This is a genomic window from Zafaria cholistanensis, from assembly GCF_008580665.1.
Lineage (GTDB): Bacteria > Actinomycetota > Actinomycetes > Actinomycetales > Micrococcaceae > Zafaria > Zafaria cholistanensis.
In genome coordinates, this window is the sequence record NZ_BKDJ01000005.1 from 79791 (window position 1) to 96708 (window position 16918).

Sequence of the window (16918 nt, forward strand, 5' to 3'; positions counted from 1 at the left end):
TTCCGGGGCCGATGATGCGTGGATTCAAGCATCCCTGTCGCTGTGCGGCTGCGCCCGCCCTATTTCCATTGGATGGAAAGAAGGCGGGCTGAGCCATTCCGGGGGCGGCACCATGGACATGAGGAACACCAGCCGACGCGTCCTCGTCGGGACGAAGGAGTATGCGCAAGAGATGACCAACACAGAGCTGCCGATCGCCATCACCGGGGTCGCCTCCGGCATCGGAGCGGCAACCGCCGCGCTGCTCAGCGGGGCTGGAGCCACGCTGATCGGTATCGACCGCACCGTTCCGGCGGCGTTCTCCGGCACGTTTGTCCAAGCCGACCTGTCCACCCCCGGGGGGGCCCGCGCGGCCGCCGCCAAAGTGGCCGCCGCCGCCCCGCAGGGCCTGGGGGGCTTGGCGAACATCGCCGGCGTCCCGGGCACCGCCCCGTGGCGCACCGTGCTCGGGGTCAACGTGTTCGGGCTCCGCGAGCTCACGCGAGCGCTGGCGCCGACGCTGGCGGAAGGCGCCGCCGTGGTGAACCTGGCCTCGTCCGTGGCCTTCCAGTGGCGCGGCCTGGCCGAGGCCTGCGCCCGGTTCTCCCTGGCCGAGGACATGGAGGCTGCCCTCGATTCGGTATCCGGCGACGAGCATGCGACGGGGGAGTCTTACCTGTTTTCCAAACAGTGTGTCCGCTTCCTGACCGAACGGCTCTCGGCCGAGTTGCTGCCGCGCCGCATCCGGGTGAACTCCGTAAGCCCCGGTCCGGTACAGACGCCGATTCTTGAGGATTTCAAGAACGATCACGGGCGGGACAAAGTCGAGGGCGCCGCACAACTGCTGGGCAGGTTCGGCGAGCCGGAAGACATCGCCCGCGTGGTGGCGTTCCTGCTTTCCGACGCCGCAGCCTGGGTGAACGGGTCGGACCTGCGCGTTGATGGCGGCCTGACAGCGTACCGGACCACCGGCGCGCTCGTTGCAGGCTAAATAACGACGTCCACCGCTCTGCAGGCCCTGCCGGCTTTCCACCGGCGGGGCCTCAGGTCTTCTTGCGGTTCTTGCGGCCGCGCCCGAAAAGCCGGCTGAACCAGCTTTGGGAGCCTTGGGAGCCCAAGTGACCCTGGAGTTCCCAGGGATCGGCGGCGGCATCGGTGAGCCGTCCGTCCTCGCCGGCTACCACGCGGCCCACTCCCGGTCCGGGGATCTGCGCTGCGGCCAGGTTGGGTTGCCCCGGACTCGTGGCCGAACCGTGCAGGGGCTTGGGACCGAGCCGCTCCATCGGATGCTCGGAGTCGTAGCTGGGGTGCTCTTCACGCTTCATTGCGCTCACCGGCCCTTCGTTCCGTGTGGGCAATTTTAGGCCTTCCGGGCCCGAAATCCGAGGGCCCGTCCGGCAGCGCGCGGGACAGGGCATCGAGCAGCAGCTCCAGCCCGAACCCGAACTCCCCGGCGAAGTCGTAGCCGGGACGCATGACGTGTTGCGTGGCCAGTTCGAGCAGGTGCGGGTACTCGCCCGATTCGAACAATGCGGCGATGGGCCCGGCGACTTCGGCAGCGGAACCCGGGCCGTCGAAGGGGAGGGAATTGGCCTGCACGGCGGCGCCGTAGACGTAGGCGTCCAGCAGGGCGTAAGCGTGCGCAGCCATGGGGACGGAGAAGCCGGCCCCGCGCAGGACCCCCAAGATCGCGTCATGGTGGCGCAGTGTCGCGGCACCGGGGGAGGTGCGCGACTCCATGAGGGCCACGGCCCACGGGTGGCGGCGCAGCACGCTGCGGGCGGACACGGCCCGTCGGGTGAGTTCCGCACGCCAGTCGCGGCCGGGCACCGGGAGTTCGATTTCGGCGAAGACCAGGTCCACCAGGCCGTCGAGGATCTCCTCCTTGTTGGCCACGTGGTGGTAGAGAGACATCGGCTTGACCCCCAGTGCCCGGGCCAGCGAACGCATGGTCAGCGCGGTGATGCCGGATTCATCGGCCAGGTCGACGGCGGCGCGCAGCACCCGCTCCCGAGTCAGGGGCACACGGGTCAGGGGCGCACGGGTCAGGGGCGCACGGTCCAGAGGTACACCGCTCAGTGGCGAGGGTGTGGCGGCGGGTTTGGGGTCCTTCTGCGTGATTCCTTTATCCGGCATGGTGCGTCTGACCCTAGCACTTCCGTACTTTGTACGTTAGTGTCCGTACTAAGTACGGGAACTGTTTTTCACTCGTGCTCCCCGCTCAACACCTCTGGAAGGAAACCCCATGGACAGCGCCAGGCAGCACCCAACCATCGGCCAGCATCAGTCCCGGAACGCCGCCGTCCCGGACACCGCGGGCCTGGACGCCGCCGGCGCCGGGGCCGGCGGCCCCGGCGTCGTTGCGTCAGCCCCGGAGGGCACGATGCGGGCCGTCATGCAGGAGGAATACGGTTCCGCCGACGTCCTGCACCTGGGGCGGGTGCGAAGGCCCGTTGTTGCGGCGGACCAGGTCCTGGTGGAGGTCCGCGCCGCGGGCGTGGACCGCGGGACCTGGCACGTGGTGACCGGAACGCCGTACGCCATCCGGCTGGCCATGGGGCTGCGGCGGCCGCGGAACCAGGTGCCCGGGATGGACGTGGCCGGAACCGTGGCTGCCGTGGGCTCCAAGGTCACGCGCTTCGCCGTCGGCGACGAGGTGTTCGGCTATGGGCGGGGCAGTTTCGCCGAGTACGCGGTGGCATCCGAGGCCAAGCTGGCCCGCAAGCCCGCGGAACTGAGCTTCGAGCAGGCGGCGGCGCTGGCGGTCTCCGGCTCCACGGCCCTGCAGGCACTGCGCGACGCCGGGCGCGTCCGGGCCGGGCAGCAGGTCCTGGTGATCGGAGCCTCCGGCGGCGTGGGCAGCTACGCCGTCCAGCTGGCTGCGGCCTTTGGGGCGGAGGTTACCGGCGTGTCCGGCACCGCCAAGCTTGACCTGGTGCGTGCGCTGGGCGCCCGCCGCGCCATCGACTACACCCGGGAGGACTTCGCGGACGGATCGTGCCGCTACGACCTCATCCTCGACATCGGAGGCAACTCCCCGCTGGGCCGCCTGCGCCGGGCACTGGCCCCCGCGGGCACGGCCGTGATCGTCGGAGGGGAGGACGCGGGGCGCTGGACGGGCCTGGGGCGGCAGTTCAGGGCGCTGGCGCTCTCGCCGTTCATCCGGCAGCGGCTGGTCATGATGTTCGCCCGCGAGGGTGCCGCGGACCTGGAGCGGCTCGCCGAAATGGCCGCAGCGGGCCAGGTGGTCCCGGCGATCGGCCGGACCTACCCGCTGGAGCGGATGCCGGAGGCGCTGCGGGACCTTGAAGCGGGGAAGGTCCGCGGCAAGGCCGTGGTGGTCCCGTGAGGCTTGGGTGAACGCTGCCTGAGCTGTGCCTGCTTGCGGGCGTCCATGCCCGGCACAACTCCGGTCTCGTTGGGAGCCGGCGCCTCCCGGTGGGCGCCCTGCCGGGACGCGTTCCGTTACTGCATCCTCATGCTGAGGCTCTGGCGGCGAGTGCCCTGCCGCGACCCGAACCTGCCGCTGGAGTGCTTCCCCCGCGGGATGGGGGTGCCCGGATGCCGGCTGGTTCCTTAGAGGACGTGCGAAGCGATCAACTGTGAAAGCCAGCGAACGTCCACCTGTCCCTTGAATTCCAAGCGGACCTTCCCCAGGCCGCTGAACCAGAGGTCAAGCTCGGCATCAAGGTCGAAGGTTCCCGCTGTTTCCACCGAGAACGCCTGAATCTTCGAGTAGGGCAGGGAGGTAAAGTCGCGCTTCCTGCCCGTCATGCCCTGGATATTGACGGCGATGAGCCGCTTGTTGGTAAAGGCGACGAAGTCCCGGACGCCCTTGAAGGCGGCCAGAAGATTTTCCTCCGGGACGAAGAGCGGAGCCACCTCGCCGGCGACGTCGCCCGGGTGGCAGGGGCTGAGCTTGAAAAGGGAGCCGTTGTTGAAATCAATCATGGTGCCGACGTTACTGACCGCCGCTGACAGCGTGGGGATCTTGCCCTTCGGCACCGCTCCGATCTGCCGGAGCGGTGCCCCTTGACTGGTGCGTTCATCCGTGGCGGCTAGTCCTCCACCCACTCGAGCAGGTCACCGGGCTGGCACCCCAGCACCCGGCAGATGTTCTCCAGGGTGCTGAACCGGATGGCCTTGGCGCGGCCGTTCTTCAGCACCGCCACGTTGGCCGGGGTCAGGCCGACCCTGTCGGCAAACTCGCCCACGCTCATCTTCCGCTTGGCGAGTTCGACGTCGAGGCGCACCACGATGCCCATCAGATCACCGCCTCCATGTCGCTGCGCAGGGTGGTCGCCTGGCGCAGCAACTCCCGCAGAACCAGCATCAGCAGCCCGATCACGGCCCCGCCGACGACGAACACGAAGAGCATGAGCGGCACGCCCGGATCGTCGGCCGTGAAGCCCACGGCCAGGAACAGGGCGAACAGCAGGGCCCAGGCGACCAGGACCGCCCATACGATCGCGTCCACCCAGGCCGTGGCGGCGCCGCTGAAGATGCGGTCCCGCCTGACCAGTGTCAGGAGCTTCCACGTGCTCACGATCACCACCTGCACGCACAGCAGTTCCACCACCGCGAAGGCGGTGAGCGGCCACTGCAGGTAGGCCCGCTCGGGCGACTCCTGGGCCATGTGGGCGAACTGGCCGGGGAAGGACATCGTCTGCAGCAGCAGCAGCAGAGCGAACGCGGCCACCAGCAGGATACGCAGAGCGGCGACCGCGAAGTGCGTCATTTTCATATATTGAGTGTCGCTCGAAATCTATCGAAAATCAATTGATACCAAGGGTGCCTGCGCCGCGTTTTCCCGAGCGGCGGGGGCATGGGGGCGGGGAAGGGCCGGTGCCCTGTATCTGACCCGGGCGCGCGGCATCAGCGGGCGCGCCGGTGCGGGGCGGCCGGGACACCCGTTCCCGCCCGGTGGGGCGGGGCAGTAGAGTCCGGCCATGGAAAGCACCGCGGGGGAGTGGGCGGATTTCAACCTTGCCATTGCCGGTGCCGGCGCGGCACTGGCCGGCCTGCTGATCGTGGCCATGTCAGTCAACATCGCCCAGATCCTGAGGACGGCCACGCTGCCCTCGCGTGCGGGCGCTGCGATCGGCGCGCTGACGCTCGGCATGGCTGCCTCCTGCCTCGGGTTGATCCCCGGCCAGCCGGGGTGGCTGCTGGGCCTGGAGGTCCTGGCCGGGGTGGTGCTCCTGTGGCTGCTCGAGGTGTTCGCCGCCCGAGCGATCCTGCGCGAGGAGGGGCAGCATGCCGCCCGGCGCGTGCTGAAGGTGCTGGTAGGAATCCTGCCGCCGGTGGCGTTCACCATTGGTGCGGTAATGCTGGTGGCGGGGGCGGATAGCGGCTACGGGTGGATCGGCGCCGGCAGCGTCCTGGCCATCGTCGGCGCGGTGCTGTTTTCCTGGGTCGCGCTGGTGGAGATCCTGCGCTGATGCTGCGTGGCCTGGGACAGCACTGCAGGTGCCACCCCGCCGCCACTTGGAGATAAGGCGTTTCCGGCAGCCCTTCCCTACCGGGCGGGCCGGGCGAGTCCGGCCCGCCCCATCGCATCGGTGTAGGCGTCGACCATGTCCACGAACCATGCCTCCTGCTGGGTGCCGTTTCCGGCGAAGGCGCGGGTGCCGGCGGAGCGGACCTTGTATACCTTGATGCCCCGTTCGCTCAGGATGAGGTCTCCGCCGCTCTTGGTGAATTCCGCAATGAGGTTCTGCGCATAGCCCCCGTGCGCCACGATGGCCGAGACCCGCGGTAGTTCGGCAAGGAACCTGCGGAAGGGCCGCACGCCCTTCTTAATTTGGGTGGGGGTCAGCTTCATGCCGGTTTCCGCCGGCAGTTCCCAGGGGTAGGCGTTCCAGGGGATGCCGTGGCGGGGCTGCAGGCCAGCGGCCGCGTAGGCTTCGGCAAGCCGGACAGCGGCAGGATCATCGTTTTCCAGGGACAGGAATCCGGAGGATGCACCCGGGCCGGGCGCGGTCTGCAGGGAAATGATCCGTGCCTCGCCGACGTCGTGCACCGGATCCACCAAGGGGACTTTGGACCCGGGGACGCCGTCCTGCAGCTCCCGGCACAGCCGGGTCACAGCCTCGATGTTTTCTTCGTGGATGCGGGCTTCCGCGTCCTTCACGTGCGACGGCGATGACATGTTGCGCATTTTGGTCCCTTTTCTGCTTCGTCATGGTGCATTCGTCAAGGTGCATTCGTCATGGTGCATGTCTGGCTCGACGCCGGGGCCAGTGTGGCCAGGGTGTTCCGCCCCGTGGCGGGCATGTCCTTACGACGACGGCGCCCCCAAAGCAGTCCGTCATGCCTCCGAGCCTACGCCGGTTCCACCGCGGCCCGGGAGCCGCCTGAATCAGAAGGCGCTTCGCGGTTTCGGCGGCCCCACCGCTGGAAGTATGGCGAAGAGGTTCCTAAGCTCGGCTTCCAGGGGTTCGCGGGTCGGGCTCGCGGAGCGGGTCAGGTGGGGCGGAACCGGAAGGGGCCAGGAATGTATGCAGGCATCGTTGGCCCCGGCGAGGGCGCCACCGATGCCGAGTGCGCCATTGCCTACGAGGCAGGCAGGCTGCTTGCCCGGGCCGGCGCCGTCGTCGTGACCGGCGGCCTGGGCGGGGTAATGGCGGCCGCCAGCCAAGGTGCCTTCGAGCACGGCGGAATGACGGTCGGGCTGCTGCCGGGCAGTCGCCGGGAGGGAGCGAACCCGTACCTGAAGGTGTCCATCCCGACCGGGCTGGGGGAGATGCGCAACGCCCTGCTGGTGCGCTCCTGCGGCGGCGTTATCGCCGTGGGCGGCAGCTGGGGGACCGCCAGCGAAATCGCACTGGCCTGCCGGACCGGCGTGCCGGTGTTCGCGATCGGCGGCTGGGAGTTCCCGGCGGAGGGCCCCATCCGCATGGACTCCGTGGAGAGTGCCGTACGCCGGCTCCTGGCGGCCGCATAGCCCGGTGCGGCTTCAGGTGAGCGGCCACCAGCCGGGCATCAGGGCGCGCAGGTCCGCGGCCACCTCCGCGGCCGGTTCGGGGTCATCGGCCAGGACCCAGGCCTCGATCGCACCAACCACTCCATAGGCGATGAAGCGCGCCGCCATGGCCGCCGGAACCGGCCGGCCGGCACGCCGCGGGATCCTGACCCGGCGGGAGTCGAAGACCATCCGCACCGACGCCTCGAAGTGGCTGCCGAGCATGGCCTGCAGTCCGGGGGCCTCGCCAAAGCCGGCCAGGCCGCGCCGGTAGATGCCCCAGTGGTCCTGGATGTGCTCCATCACGGCCAGCATCACCTCTGCCAGGGCCGCTCGGATGTCCCCGTCCGCCGCGGCCAGGTGCCGGTCGCGGAGGGCGTCCAGTTCCGCGGAGAGCACCGTGCACAGCAGCGCGGCCGGGGAGGGGGCGTGCTGGTAGAACGTCGACCGGTTGACTCCGGCCTCCGCGGAAATCTCCGCGACGGTCAGCGTCGGGACGTCGCGCTCGGCGGCCAGCCGCAGTACCGCCCCGGCCAGTTTCGCGCGGCTGCGTGACATGCGTGGATCCATGCCTCCATTCTTTCGCGAAAACCGCATCGCCTTTTTCCGGGGACCGGAGTAGGGTCAAACTATCCAACATATGTTGGAGAATTGGCCGGACCGCCAACGGGCACCCGGCAGGCATCCGCAGCAGGACCCGCAAAACACAGGACAAAGGAGTACCCATGGCCCGCTTTGACGGACGAGTCGGCATCATCACTGGTGGAGCAAGCGGGATCGGCCGGGCCACGGCCCTCCGCTTCGCGGCCGAGGGCGGGACGGCGATCATTGCTGACCTGCAGGATGACAAGGCGGCGGAAGCCGTGCGGGAGATCGAGGCCGCCGGCGGCACTGCCCGCGCCTTCCACCTGGACGTCACCAGCGAGGCCGGCTGGGCCGACGTCGTGGCCTTCGCCCTGTCCGAGTTCGGGCGGCTGGACGTGCTGGTCAACAACGCGGGTATCGGGGACACCGCTGCGATCGAGGAGACCGCCTACCAGACCTACCAGCAGGTCATCGCGGTCACCCAGACCAGCGTGTTCCTGGGGGAGAAGGCCGCAGCCGAGGCGCTCAAGGCCTCGGGCCGCGGCGCCGTCGTCAACGTGTCCTCAATGTTCGGGATCGTCGGCGGATTCGGCACCTCCCCGGCCTATGCCGCGGCCAAGGGCGCGGTCCGCACGCTGACCAAGAACACCGCCCTGGGCTGGGCGGCCGAGGGCGTGCGCGTGAACTCCGTGCACCCGGGCTTCGTCGAAACCCCCATCCTCGGCGAGACCGACCGCGCCCTCCTGGTCGGCACCACTCCTGTGGGCCGCATCGGCCGCCCTGAAGAGGTCGCCGCGGTGATCCTCTTTGCCGCCAGCGACGATGCCTCCTTCATGACCGGTTCCGAACTGGTGGTCGACGGCGGCTACACCGCCCGCTGACCGCACAACGACGCCGCTGCGGGGGTTCCTGTTGCCGTGGAACCCCCGCAGCCGCGTCGTACGCGGGCCCGTCGTACGCAGGCTGGGAGACGGGACGTGACCGGCAGGCTCCCTGCGTCGGGGCCTGCGGTCAGGCCGGGGCCGCCGCGAGGAACCCAGTGACGGTCCCGGCCAGGGAAGCGCCGTCCTCTTCCGGGGAGCGCCTGGACCGGGCGACGTGGAAGGAGTGGTCTCCGCCCTCGAACCATTCGACGGCGGCGTGCGGGCCGATGCGTTCGGCCACAGCCTCCAGCTCCCCGGGCTGCGCGAAGGGATCGCGGGTGCCCTGCAGGAACAGCATCGGCAGGCTCAGCCCGTAGAGGTGCTGATCACGCAGCTTCTCCGGCTTGCCCGGAGCGTGCAGGGGATAGCCGAGGAACACCAGGCCGGCCGCGGGCATGCCCTCGGCCACGGCCATGGACGCCATGCGTCCGCCGAAGGACTTCCCGGCCGCCCACACCGGCCCGCCCTCTTCCAGTCCCAGGGCCGTCTCCATCGCAGCCCGCCAGGCGGCGAGCGCCACGGGAGGGCGGTCAGGGAACTTTTTGCCGGCGGCCATGTAGGGGAAGTTGAAGCGCAGGGTGGCGACGTGCGCGTCGTTCAGGGCCCGGGCGAAACCGCTCAGGAAAGGGTGGTCCATGCCGGCTCCGGCCCCGTGGGCCAGGACGACCGTGGCGGCCGGATCCGCCGGGCGCGCGTAACGGGCCGGGACCGTGGCATCTCCGGTCTTGATGGTCAGCTCTGTCTCGGTGGTGGGCATGTCCCCAATCTAGGTCACCGCTGCCCTCCCCGCGGCTGGCTCCGCCCCGAAATGGCTCCGCCCCGAAATGGCTCGGCCCCGGAACGGCCCCAAAACCATAGTGCAGGAGTTGCGGGAATGACCGAGCCATTCCCGCAGCTCCTGCACTATGGTTGTCCAGCCCGCGTTGTCCGGCCGGCACGCAGGACCCGGTGAAATCCCCGGGGAGCGTTTCTAGGGGTGGCGCACGCCCCGCCCGGCGAGCATCGCCCGATACCCCTCGCGGTAGGTCGGGTACTCCAGTCCGAGGCCGGTGCCCCTCAGCCGGGCGTTGGAGAGCCGGCGATTCCCGCCGCGCCCGGGCGTCCCGGTGGGGACCGCCCCGGAAGCGGGCGCACCGCCCTGCCCGGCCGGAGCCGGCTCCGGCAGCCCCGAGCCGCGCAGTTCCGGGTCAGGCGGCTCTGAGCCAGGCAGGCCCAGCTCCGCGGCGAGGAAGTCCAGCACGTCGGCGAGCTCCGCGGGCTCATCGTCGGTGCCGAGGTACAGGGGGTCCGGATCCGTGACGGCGGTGGTGAGGTGCACGATCGCGGCCGCCGCATCGTCCCGGTGGATCCGGTTGGTCGGCTGCGGGCGTCCCGGGCGCGCTGCGGTCCCCGAGCGCACCTGGTCGATCAGCCGGGTCCGGCCCGGCCCGTAGATCCCGGACAGGCGCAGCACAATCCCGTCTGGCCGGCGCACCCACAGCAGCTCCTCGGCCTCGCGCAGGATCGCCCCGGTCGCGCTCGCCGGCCGGGCGGGGGTGTCCTCGTCCACCCAGCCGCCGGCCGCATCCCCGTAGACCGCGGTCGATGAGACGAGGAGGATCCGGCGCGGGTGGATGCCGCCGCGCTCCAGCGCGTCCAGGACATGGGCTACTCCTCCGAGGTAGGTGGCCCGGTACGCCTGCTCGGTGCGGTTGGGCGCCGCGGGGGTGATGACGACGACGCCGGTGTCCTCAGGCGCGGCGGGCAGCTCGCCGGTGAGGTCGGCGGCGACGCCTTGGATGGGGGCGGGGAGCTTTTCGGGGGAGCGGCGCCACCCGGTCACGGTGTGTCCCGCGGCGGCAAAGCGCAGCCCGGCTTCGGTGCCGAGGTCCCCGCAGCCGGCGATGAGTACATGCATGGCCCCACTCTACGGCCGGGCCGGCCCGGGGAAGGCGCGGTGCCGTGTAGCCGCAGGCCAGCCGCACATTGTTAGAATGGCGGCGGGAGTGCGGTGCCGTTGGCTCCCCTCCCTGCGCGCCCACGGTTCAGCCTTCCGGCGCCCGTGCCAGAAAGCTGAACATGCCTTTGCTGCGTTCCCGTGTCCTGTCCGCGACCGCTTCCCTTGCCGCGGCCGTCCTGCTCGGCACCACGGTGGCCGCCACCCCGGCGTCCGCGGCCTCACAAAACGCCACCTCCCGGGACGCCACCTCCCAGTCCGCCGGGACGGGGACACCGGAAGCGGCCGCCGTCGACCGCTTCATCGTCAAGTTTGCCGACGGCGCCGGGCGCCGGGCCGCCGAGCGGGCCGACGCCTACGAAGAGCCGGCCGAGGGACTGTCCACCGAGGTCCAGGAGGTACGCTCCACCGCCACCGGGGCGCGGGTAGTCACCACGGACCGGGAACTGGATGCGGCTGAGGCGGCGGATTTGGTCGCCGAACTGGAGGCCGACCCCGCGATCGAATACGCCGAGCCGGACCTGATCCTGAGGCCGGCAGCGGCCAGCCCGAACGACACGTACTACGGGTACCAGTGGAACTTCACCGATCCCGATGCGGGGTCCTATGCCTTCGCCGGCATGAACGTGCCTGCCGCTTGGGACGTGTCCCGCGGCCGGGGCATGGTGGTGGCCGTCGTGGACACCGGCATCACCACCCACGGCGACCTGAATGCCAACGTGCTGCCAGGCTACGACATGATCAGCCAGTCCGGCGTGAGTGGCGACACAGTCAACCCGCGGGACGGCGACGGCCGCGACGCCGACCCGTCGGACGAGGGCGACTGGTACGCGCAGGACGAGTGCGGTACGGACACGGGAAGCTCCGCCTCCTCCTGGCACGGCACCCACGTGGCAGGAACCATTGCCGCGGTGACCGGCAACGGACTGGGCGTCGCCGGTGTTGCGCCGGAGGCCGCGATCGTGCCGGTGCGCGCGCTGGGCTCCTGCGGCGGCTACGCGTCGGACATCAGCGACGCCATTATCTGGGCCGCAGGCGGCACGGTCCGCGATGAACGGAACAACCCCCTTCCGGCCAACGGGCACAGGGCCCACGTCATCAACCTGTCCCTGGGCGGATACGGAGAATGCTCGGCCACCCTGCAGGGCGCCGTGGACGCCGCGGTCACGGCCGGGTCAGTCGTGGTGGCGGCGGCCGGCAACGAAAGCATGGACGTCCGGTACTCCACCCCCGCAAACTGCGGCCACGTCGTTGCGGTGGCTGCCAGCGGCCCCGACGGCTCCCTCGCCGGGTACTCCAACTTCGGGGAATCGATCGACGTGACCGCCCCCGGCGGCACCTTCGACGCCGGGGCCGCCGGGGGAATCCTTTCCACCACCAACTTCGGTGACACCGTTCCCCAGGACGGGGGCGATGGCTACAGCTACGCCGAGGGCACGTCCTCGGCCGCCCCGCACGTGTCCGGGGTGGTTGCCCTGCTCCTGGCCGCGCACCCGTCGATGACCCCCGCGGAGGTGGAGGCGCGCCTGGAGGAAACCGCGCGTCCGCTCTCCCGAGCCTGTGCCGAAGGATGCGGCGCCGGCCTGGTCAATGCGGCCGCCGCACTGGGGTCGGCTTCCGGCGGGGAACCCGACCCGGCTGTGGTGGCCGGAACGCCGGCCATCGACGACGCCACACCGGCCGTTGGCCAGATGCTCACCGCGCAGGCGGGGAATGGGTGGTCCCCGTCCGGGCTGACCTTCGCCTACCAGTGGAAGCGCGACGGGACCCCGATCCCGGACGCGACCGGCTCCACCTACACCCCCACCCCGGAGGACCTCGCCACAGCCCTGAGCGTGACGGTCACCGGCCATCCCGCCGGCACGCCCGGGGCTTTCGCCTCAGCGACCTCGGCGGCCACCGCCGCGGTCGCTGAGGGCACGCTGGCAGGCTCCATCCCGACCGTCGGTGGCACCCGAAAGGTCGGATCCACCCTCAGGGCCTCGTCCGGGACCTGGACCACGGGCACCACGCTGGCCTACCAGTGGTACCGGTCCGGCACGGCAATCAGCGGCGCCACGAAGTCCGCCTACGGGCTTGCCGGGGCGGACGCCGGCCATCGGATCACCGTGAAGGTCACCGGGACCAGGACCGGTTACACCAGGCTTTCACGCACCTCTGCGGCCACCACCGCCATTGCCAAGGGCACGCTGCGCGCGGGGACCCCGACCATCAGCGGCACCGCGAAGGTTGGTTCCCGGCTCACGGCCAAGGCGGGGACGTGGACCACGGGCACGCGGCTGACCTACCAGTGGTACCGCTCGGGGACCAAGATCAAGGGCGCCACCAAGTCCGTCTACCGCTTGGTGGCCGCTGACCGGAAGGACACCATCAAGGTTCGGGTCACCGGGGCCAAGGCCGGATACACCACGGCCTACAGGTACTCCAAGGCCACCGCCCGCACCCGGTAGGCGCGGCTCCCGGCACGGCACACCTGACCCCCAGTGGTGCAGCGGAACGGCCAACTTGCTCCCGCCTGCGCCGCTGGCCAAGATGGGGGGCGTGGAAATACTCTCCAGCCGCGTGCTGCTGCATCCCGCCGACCACCAGGCCACTCTCGCGTTCTACCGCGACGTGCTGGGCCTGGGCATTGCGCGCGAGTTTGGCACCGACGACCACCCCGGCACGGTGTTCTTCCTCGGCGGCGGACTGTTGGAGATCTCCGGCAGCCGCCCGGCGGCCGAGCCGTCCTCGCTGATGCTGTGGCTGCAGGTCCGCGACGTCCACGCCGAACTGCAGCGCCTGGCCGGCCTCGGCGTGGAGGCCATCCGGGAGGCCCGCACCGAGCCGTGGGGCCTGGTCGAGGGCTGGATCGAGGACCCGGATGGCACGCGGATCGTGCTGGTGCAGGTCCCCGCGGAGCACCCGCTGCGCAGGGACCAGCGCTAGGTGTGCCCGGCCCTCACGCTGGTTGAGGGCGGCTGGCCGGGACTGGCCTCCGGACGCGGAGAATCCGCCGTCGTGCGCTATGGAACCGGGCATCAGGAGTAAGCCGGCGCGCCGAATGCCCGCCTGCTGCGATACCTTGGGGCTGGACCTGTCGAGGAGGGGCGGTCCCGCGCCGCTGCCCCCACCCAGCGGCCTGCCCGGGGCCGCCAACCTGCCCCAGCCCGCCAACCTGCCCCGGCCCGCCACCCTGACCGAGGAGGCAAACGTGACCTGGCTGCGGAACCCCCTCGCGTCCCGACCCGCGTCCGGAGGCCTTGCCGGCAGCTGCGCCGCTCCCTGTGCCGCCCGCTGCCGGGAGCCCCGGTGCCGCCGCCCACGACGACGTGTCCCTGCCCGGCGGCCGGTTCCGGATGGGCGATGCGTTCGACGAGGGGTACCCGCAGGACGGGGAAACGCCCGTGCACGAGGTCCGGCTGGATGCCTTCCGCATTGATGCGACCGCCGTGACCAACGCGCAGTTCGCACGCTTCGTGGCGGCCACCGGCTACCGCACTGAATCCGAACGTTACGGTTCCTCCGCGGTCTTCCACCACCATGTGCAGGCTGCGCCGGAGGATGTCCTGGGGCCGGTTCCGGGCACGCCCTGGTGGACCAATGTCCGCGGCGCCGACTGGGCCCACCCGGCCGGACCGCTTTCCTCCTGGGAGCGGATCCCGGACCATCCGGTGGTCCAGGCCTCCTGGAACGACGCCCTGGCCTGCTGCGGCTGGGCCGGGCGGCGGCTGCCCACCGAGGCCGAGTGGGAATACGCGGCCCGCGGAACCTGGACGGGAACCGGTACGCCTGGGGGAACGACCTTTATGGGCCGGAGGGGGAGCACCTGTGCAACATCTGGCAGGGCGATTTCCCCCGCACCAACACCGCCGCGGACGGTCACCTGGCCACGGCCCCGGTGCGCAGCTTCCCGGCGAACGGGTTCGGGCTGTACGAGGTCAGCGGAAACGTGTGGGGATGGTGCAGCGACTGGTTCCTGCCGAAGTACTACCGCAACGCGCCCGCGGACAACCCGCAGGGGCCCACCATCGGCCGGGGGCGCGTGATGCGCGGCGGGTCTTTTCTCTGCCACGATTCCTACTGCAACCGCTACCGGGTGGCCGCCCGAAGCTCCAACAGCCCCGAGCCGGCCAGCAGCAACTGCGGCTTCCGCACGGTCGTCCAGCGGGCACGGGGCAGGATCGCCTAGCGGGTAAGGTGGCGCGGCACCGCGGCACGGCACAGCCCCGCGGCGGAGCGGCCCGGCCCCAAACGTGACTGAGCCGCTCCATGCGGACAGGGCTATTCGGCGCCCTCGTAGGCTACGCGCTCCCAAGAGAGGACGTCGTCTGTCCGAGTGTTGTTGGGGGAGACGGTGACGCGCAGCCACTCGTTGGACGTCGCAGCCCCCTCGACGGTGACGCGCTGCAGGTTCTCCCTTGCATCCACCCCGTAGATCTCCAGCCAGGGGGAGCCGGCGGCGAGCGGAGAGTCCTCGTTGAACGCGTGGCTGTCGCCGTTGAAGAGGTAGACCGGGCCGTCGAAGGAGGCTGCGCCGTCCGCAAGCGCCTCGACGATCGGCGCGAAACCGGAGACCTGCGCCGGGTTCCGCTCGACTCCGCTGGCCAGCTGCCACGGATCGAACATGTCAGCTTGGGTGAGCACGACGACGGCGCGCGCGTTGGTGCGTTCGGCGTCCTCGAACGTCTGCCGCAGCTGGGCGATGTCCGCGGCGGTGCGGGCGGTGACTTCTTCCCGCTGCTCGACGGTGGGGCCGGAGTTGCCGGTCCAGGGGGCCAGGGAGTTATTGGATCCCTGGACGTTGACGGCCGTGAAGGCGATGCGGTTCTGCGCAAAAGTGACGTTTTCCGGCAGGCCCAGGCCGGCCTGGGACTTCACCGGCATGGTGGTGCCGAGAGTTTTGCCGGGAATGGCAAAGAAGAGGGCACGCAGGGCATCGAGGCGCTCAAGGGGGTTGTAGGAGCCGTTATTGGCACGGTGGCAGTCGACCCATTCGTTGTCGCCGGGGGTGTAGACCAGCGGGATCTCAAACCGGTCGAACTGGGCCTTGATGCCTGCGAAGTAGGCGTCGGTGCACTGGGCGGAGCCGGCCTTGATGTCGCCCACGTGAGCGATGAATTCAAGGTCGTCCTGCTGGTTGAGTTCGGTGACCATCTCCGGGAACTGTGCCACCTGCGCGGCGCCGTAGGGGACGTCGCCGATGACGCCAAAGGTGAAGGCATCTTTTTCCGGCTGCACGGCGGTGGCGGGAGCGGCTGAGGAGGCGGCCGCGGCGGCGATGGCCAGGACGGAGGCTCCGGCCAGGATGCGTGACTTCAAGGGTGTGCTCCTAGGAACTGCTGGTTTGGGATAACCCGGCCAGCCTAGAAGTGCCTGGTAACGGGACAGCCCGGCGTCGATGACCCACAGGTGAACACCCTTCCACGCAGGCGTCCTTTGGCTCATCCCCGTTTGAGGGGACTACGCCAGGGGCTACCGACCCAGGAGCGGCTGAAGTGCCGCCGGCTACAGCTGGGGCACGCAGGCGCCGGAGCCCAGTACCGCCAGTCCCGCGCGGTCTCCGTCCTGCAGTTCCGTCACGCTGTTCGGGCCTCCGTACATGAGTTGGTCCGGGTCTTCGACGTGGCCCAGCCCCAGCACATGTCCGAGTTCGTGCATGATCACGGCCTGCACCCGGTCCGGGCCGTACGGTTCCACCAGGATTTCGGCCAGGTCGGGGCCGTCCAGGTCGATCTGGCCGTTGACGCGGACGTAGGGTGTGCCCGTTTCCCTGACGGTCGAGCTGCCGCCCAACCCCGCCACGTCCCCGGCCAGCCGGGGGCTTTCCGCAGGCGAGGACCAGGCGATCAGCACGGGGGCCCAGCGCTTGCCGTAAAGATCCGGCTGGTAGGGCTCCCGCGAGTTCGAAGGGGCCTCGTCCGTGGGCCCGTCGTAGACGAACTGCAGGCCGCTGGCCGCCGAGACCTCCGCGACAGCCTTATGGACCAGCGCCTCTGAGTCCGGTGGGGCGCCGTCGGGGCGAATGACGTAATGGATGGGCCTGCACGGGTCATAGGCCGTGAATGGCTGGGATGAATCCGGCGGCTCCAGCAGTTTATAGGCCTCGGATTCCTCCGCGACGGGCGGCGTTCCCAGCGGCTGGGCGGCGGCCTCGATGCCCTGCGGCGGAACGGCCGACCACGGCAGGGATGCTTCTACGACGGGTGCGACGTGCCGGTCCAGGAGCGCCGTCCCGAAATAGAGGCCCAGCAGGACCGCGACCGCCACGGCGGTCCGCAGCACCATCCGGGGATGAAGCACCACCGGGCGCTTCCTTTTCCGGGAGCTTCTTTGCCCCGTCCCAAAGGGCAGGAAGCGTGACGACCGGGCCGGAGGCGTGGCGGCCGCGGGCCGAATTCCCAACGCCTCATCAACCGCCCACTGCGGAATCCGGCCGGTTCCGGATTTTCGGACCCTCCGCGGCGCCAGCAGGACCGGTGGGACCGAAAGGTCCGCCTGCCCCGGGAAAGAGTTCTCAAAATCGCCATGACTGTATCGCGGCATGTTCCC

General features: G+C 70.2%; 19 protein-coding genes and 1 pseudogene. 9 read left to right on the forward strand and 11 right to left on the reverse strand.

Annotated elements, in window-relative coordinates; translation table 11 throughout:
• The first annotated feature begins 172 nt into the window (after positions 1 to 172).
• The gene (locus tag NCCP_RS06315) at positions 173 to 970 is read left to right on the forward strand and encodes an SDR family oxidoreductase (RefSeq protein WP_149956398.1); all 798 of its coding nucleotides are present in this window, start codon (positions 173 to 175) and stop codon (positions 968 to 970) included.
• 52 nt (positions 971 to 1022) lie between these two features.
• On the opposite strand, the gene NCCP_RS06320 is transcribed toward NCCP_RS06315, so the two are convergent.
• Together NCCP_RS06320 and NCCP_RS06325 are read right to left on the reverse strand one after the other, a co-directional pair.
• Positions 1023 to 1313 carry a hypothetical protein gene (locus NCCP_RS06320; protein WP_149956399.1) on the reverse strand — a complete coding sequence of 97 codons (291 nt, stop codon included), beginning with the start codon at positions 1311 to 1313 and terminating at the stop codon, positions 1023 to 1025.
• Complete coding sequence (locus tag NCCP_RS06325) at positions 1294 to 2004, reverse strand: TetR/AcrR family transcriptional regulator (protein ID WP_225873716.1); 711 nt, start codon at positions 2002 to 2004, stop codon at positions 1294 to 1296. The genes NCCP_RS06320 and NCCP_RS06325 overlap by 20 nt, the downstream gene beginning before the upstream one ends.
• Before the next feature lie 220 nt (positions 2005 to 2224).
• Here NCCP_RS06325 and NCCP_RS06330 point away from each other — a divergent pair, with 220 nt between their 5' ends.
• Positions 2225 to 3328: an NAD(P)-dependent alcohol dehydrogenase gene (locus tag NCCP_RS06330; RefSeq protein WP_225873717.1), complete on the forward strand. Its 1104-nt coding sequence runs from the start codon at positions 2225 to 2227 to the stop codon at positions 3326 to 3328.
• Between the two features lie 45 nt (positions 3329 to 3373).
• A complete protein-coding gene (locus NCCP_RS15545) occupies positions 3374 to 3559 on the forward strand; it encodes a PaaX family transcriptional regulator C-terminal domain-containing protein (RefSeq protein ID WP_149956401.1) in 186 nt (61 codons plus the stop codon).
• Here NCCP_RS15545 and NCCP_RS06340 read toward each other — a convergent pair.
• The 3 genes from NCCP_RS06340 to NCCP_RS06350 all read right to left on the reverse strand — a co-directional run bounded on the left by NCCP_RS06340 (position 3556) and on the right by NCCP_RS06350 (position 4717).
• On the reverse strand, positions 3556 to 3930 hold the full coding sequence (locus NCCP_RS06340) for a PH domain-containing protein (RefSeq protein ID WP_149956402.1): 375 nt from the start codon (positions 3928 to 3930) through the stop codon (positions 3556 to 3558). The two genes, NCCP_RS15545 and NCCP_RS06340, sit on opposite strands and share 4 nt — an antisense overlap.
• 107 nt (positions 3931 to 4037) lie before the next feature.
• Entirely contained in the window at positions 4038 to 4244 is a 207-nt protein-coding gene (locus NCCP_RS06345; protein WP_149956403.1) for a helix-turn-helix domain-containing protein, read from the reverse strand.
• Positions 4244 to 4717, reverse strand: coding sequence for a DUF2975 domain-containing protein (locus tag NCCP_RS06350; protein ID WP_225873718.1), 474 nt, complete (start codon positions 4715 to 4717; stop codon positions 4244 to 4246). Before NCCP_RS06350 ends, NCCP_RS06345 begins: the two co-directional genes overlap by 1 nt.
• Positions 4718 to 4928: 211 nt before the next feature.
• On the opposite strand from NCCP_RS06350, the gene NCCP_RS06355 reads away from it, so the two are divergent.
• Entirely contained in the window at positions 4929 to 5420 is a 492-nt protein-coding gene (locus NCCP_RS06355; RefSeq protein ID WP_149956405.1) for a hypothetical protein, read from the forward strand.
• Between the two features lie 77 nt (positions 5421 to 5497).
• On the opposite strand, the gene NCCP_RS06360 is transcribed toward NCCP_RS06355, so the two are convergent.
• Entirely contained in the window at positions 5498 to 6130 is a 633-nt protein-coding gene (locus NCCP_RS06360; RefSeq protein WP_149956406.1) for a uracil-DNA glycosylase family protein, read from the reverse strand.
• Positions 6131 to 6475: 345 nt separating this feature from the next.
• Between NCCP_RS06360 and NCCP_RS06365 the strand changes: the two genes are divergently transcribed.
• The gene (locus NCCP_RS06365; protein WP_149956407.1) at positions 6476 to 6925 is read left to right on the forward strand and encodes a TIGR00725 family protein; all 450 of its coding nucleotides are present in this window, start codon (positions 6476 to 6478) and stop codon (positions 6923 to 6925) included.
• Between the two features lie 12 nt (positions 6926 to 6937).
• Here the strand turns inward: NCCP_RS06365 and NCCP_RS06370 are convergent, their stop codons facing one another.
• Positions 6938 to 7501 carry a TetR/AcrR family transcriptional regulator gene (locus NCCP_RS06370; RefSeq protein WP_225873719.1) on the reverse strand — a complete coding sequence of 188 codons (564 nt, stop codon included), beginning with the start codon at positions 7499 to 7501 and terminating at the stop codon, positions 6938 to 6940.
• A gap of 167 nt (positions 7502 to 7668) precedes the next feature.
• Here NCCP_RS06370 and NCCP_RS06375 point away from each other — a divergent pair, with 167 nt between their 5' ends.
• A complete protein-coding gene (locus NCCP_RS06375) occupies positions 7669 to 8409 on the forward strand; it encodes an SDR family NAD(P)-dependent oxidoreductase (protein ID WP_149956409.1) in 741 nt (246 codons plus the stop codon).
• 130 nt (positions 8410 to 8539) lie between these two features.
• Here the strand turns inward: NCCP_RS06375 and NCCP_RS06380 are convergent, their stop codons facing one another.
• A complete protein-coding gene (locus tag NCCP_RS06380; protein WP_149956410.1) occupies positions 8540 to 9208 on the reverse strand; it encodes an alpha/beta hydrolase family protein in 669 nt (222 codons plus the stop codon).
• Between the two features lie 213 nt (positions 9209 to 9421).
• A complete protein-coding gene (locus tag NCCP_RS06385; protein ID WP_149956411.1) occupies positions 9422 to 10348 on the reverse strand; it encodes an NAD-dependent epimerase/dehydratase family protein in 927 nt (308 codons plus the stop codon).
• 161 nt (positions 10349 to 10509) lie between these two features.
• On the opposite strand from NCCP_RS06385, the gene NCCP_RS06390 reads away from it, so the two are divergent.
• The 3 genes and pseudogenes from NCCP_RS06390 (at position 10510) to NCCP_RS06400 (ending at position 14558) form a co-directional block, all read left to right on the forward strand.
• The gene (locus NCCP_RS06390) at positions 10510 to 12837 is read left to right on the forward strand and encodes a S8 family serine peptidase (RefSeq protein ID WP_149956412.1); all 2328 of its coding nucleotides are present in this window, start codon (positions 10510 to 10512) and stop codon (positions 12835 to 12837) included.
• 91 nt (positions 12838 to 12928) lie between these two features.
• The gene (locus tag NCCP_RS06395; RefSeq protein WP_149956413.1) at positions 12929 to 13315 is read left to right on the forward strand and encodes a VOC family protein; all 387 of its coding nucleotides are present in this window, start codon (positions 12929 to 12931) and stop codon (positions 13313 to 13315) included.
• A gap of 314 nt (positions 13316 to 13629) precedes the next feature.
• Positions 13630 to 14558 (forward strand): annotated as a pseudogene (locus NCCP_RS06400) (formylglycine-generating enzyme family protein).
• A 92-nt stretch (positions 14559 to 14650) separates the two neighbouring features.
• On the opposite strand, the gene NCCP_RS06405 reads toward NCCP_RS06400, so the two are convergent.
• Positions 14651 to 15688 carry a metallophosphoesterase family protein gene (locus tag NCCP_RS06405; protein WP_149956414.1) on the reverse strand — a complete coding sequence of 346 codons (1038 nt, stop codon included), beginning with the start codon at positions 15686 to 15688 and terminating at the stop codon, positions 14651 to 14653.
• Positions 15689 to 15874: 186 nt separating this feature from the next.
• A complete protein-coding gene (locus tag NCCP_RS06410; RefSeq protein WP_225873720.1) occupies positions 15875 to 16672 on the reverse strand; it encodes a matrixin family metalloprotease in 798 nt (265 codons plus the stop codon).
• Positions 16673 to 16918 lie beyond the last annotated feature (246 nt).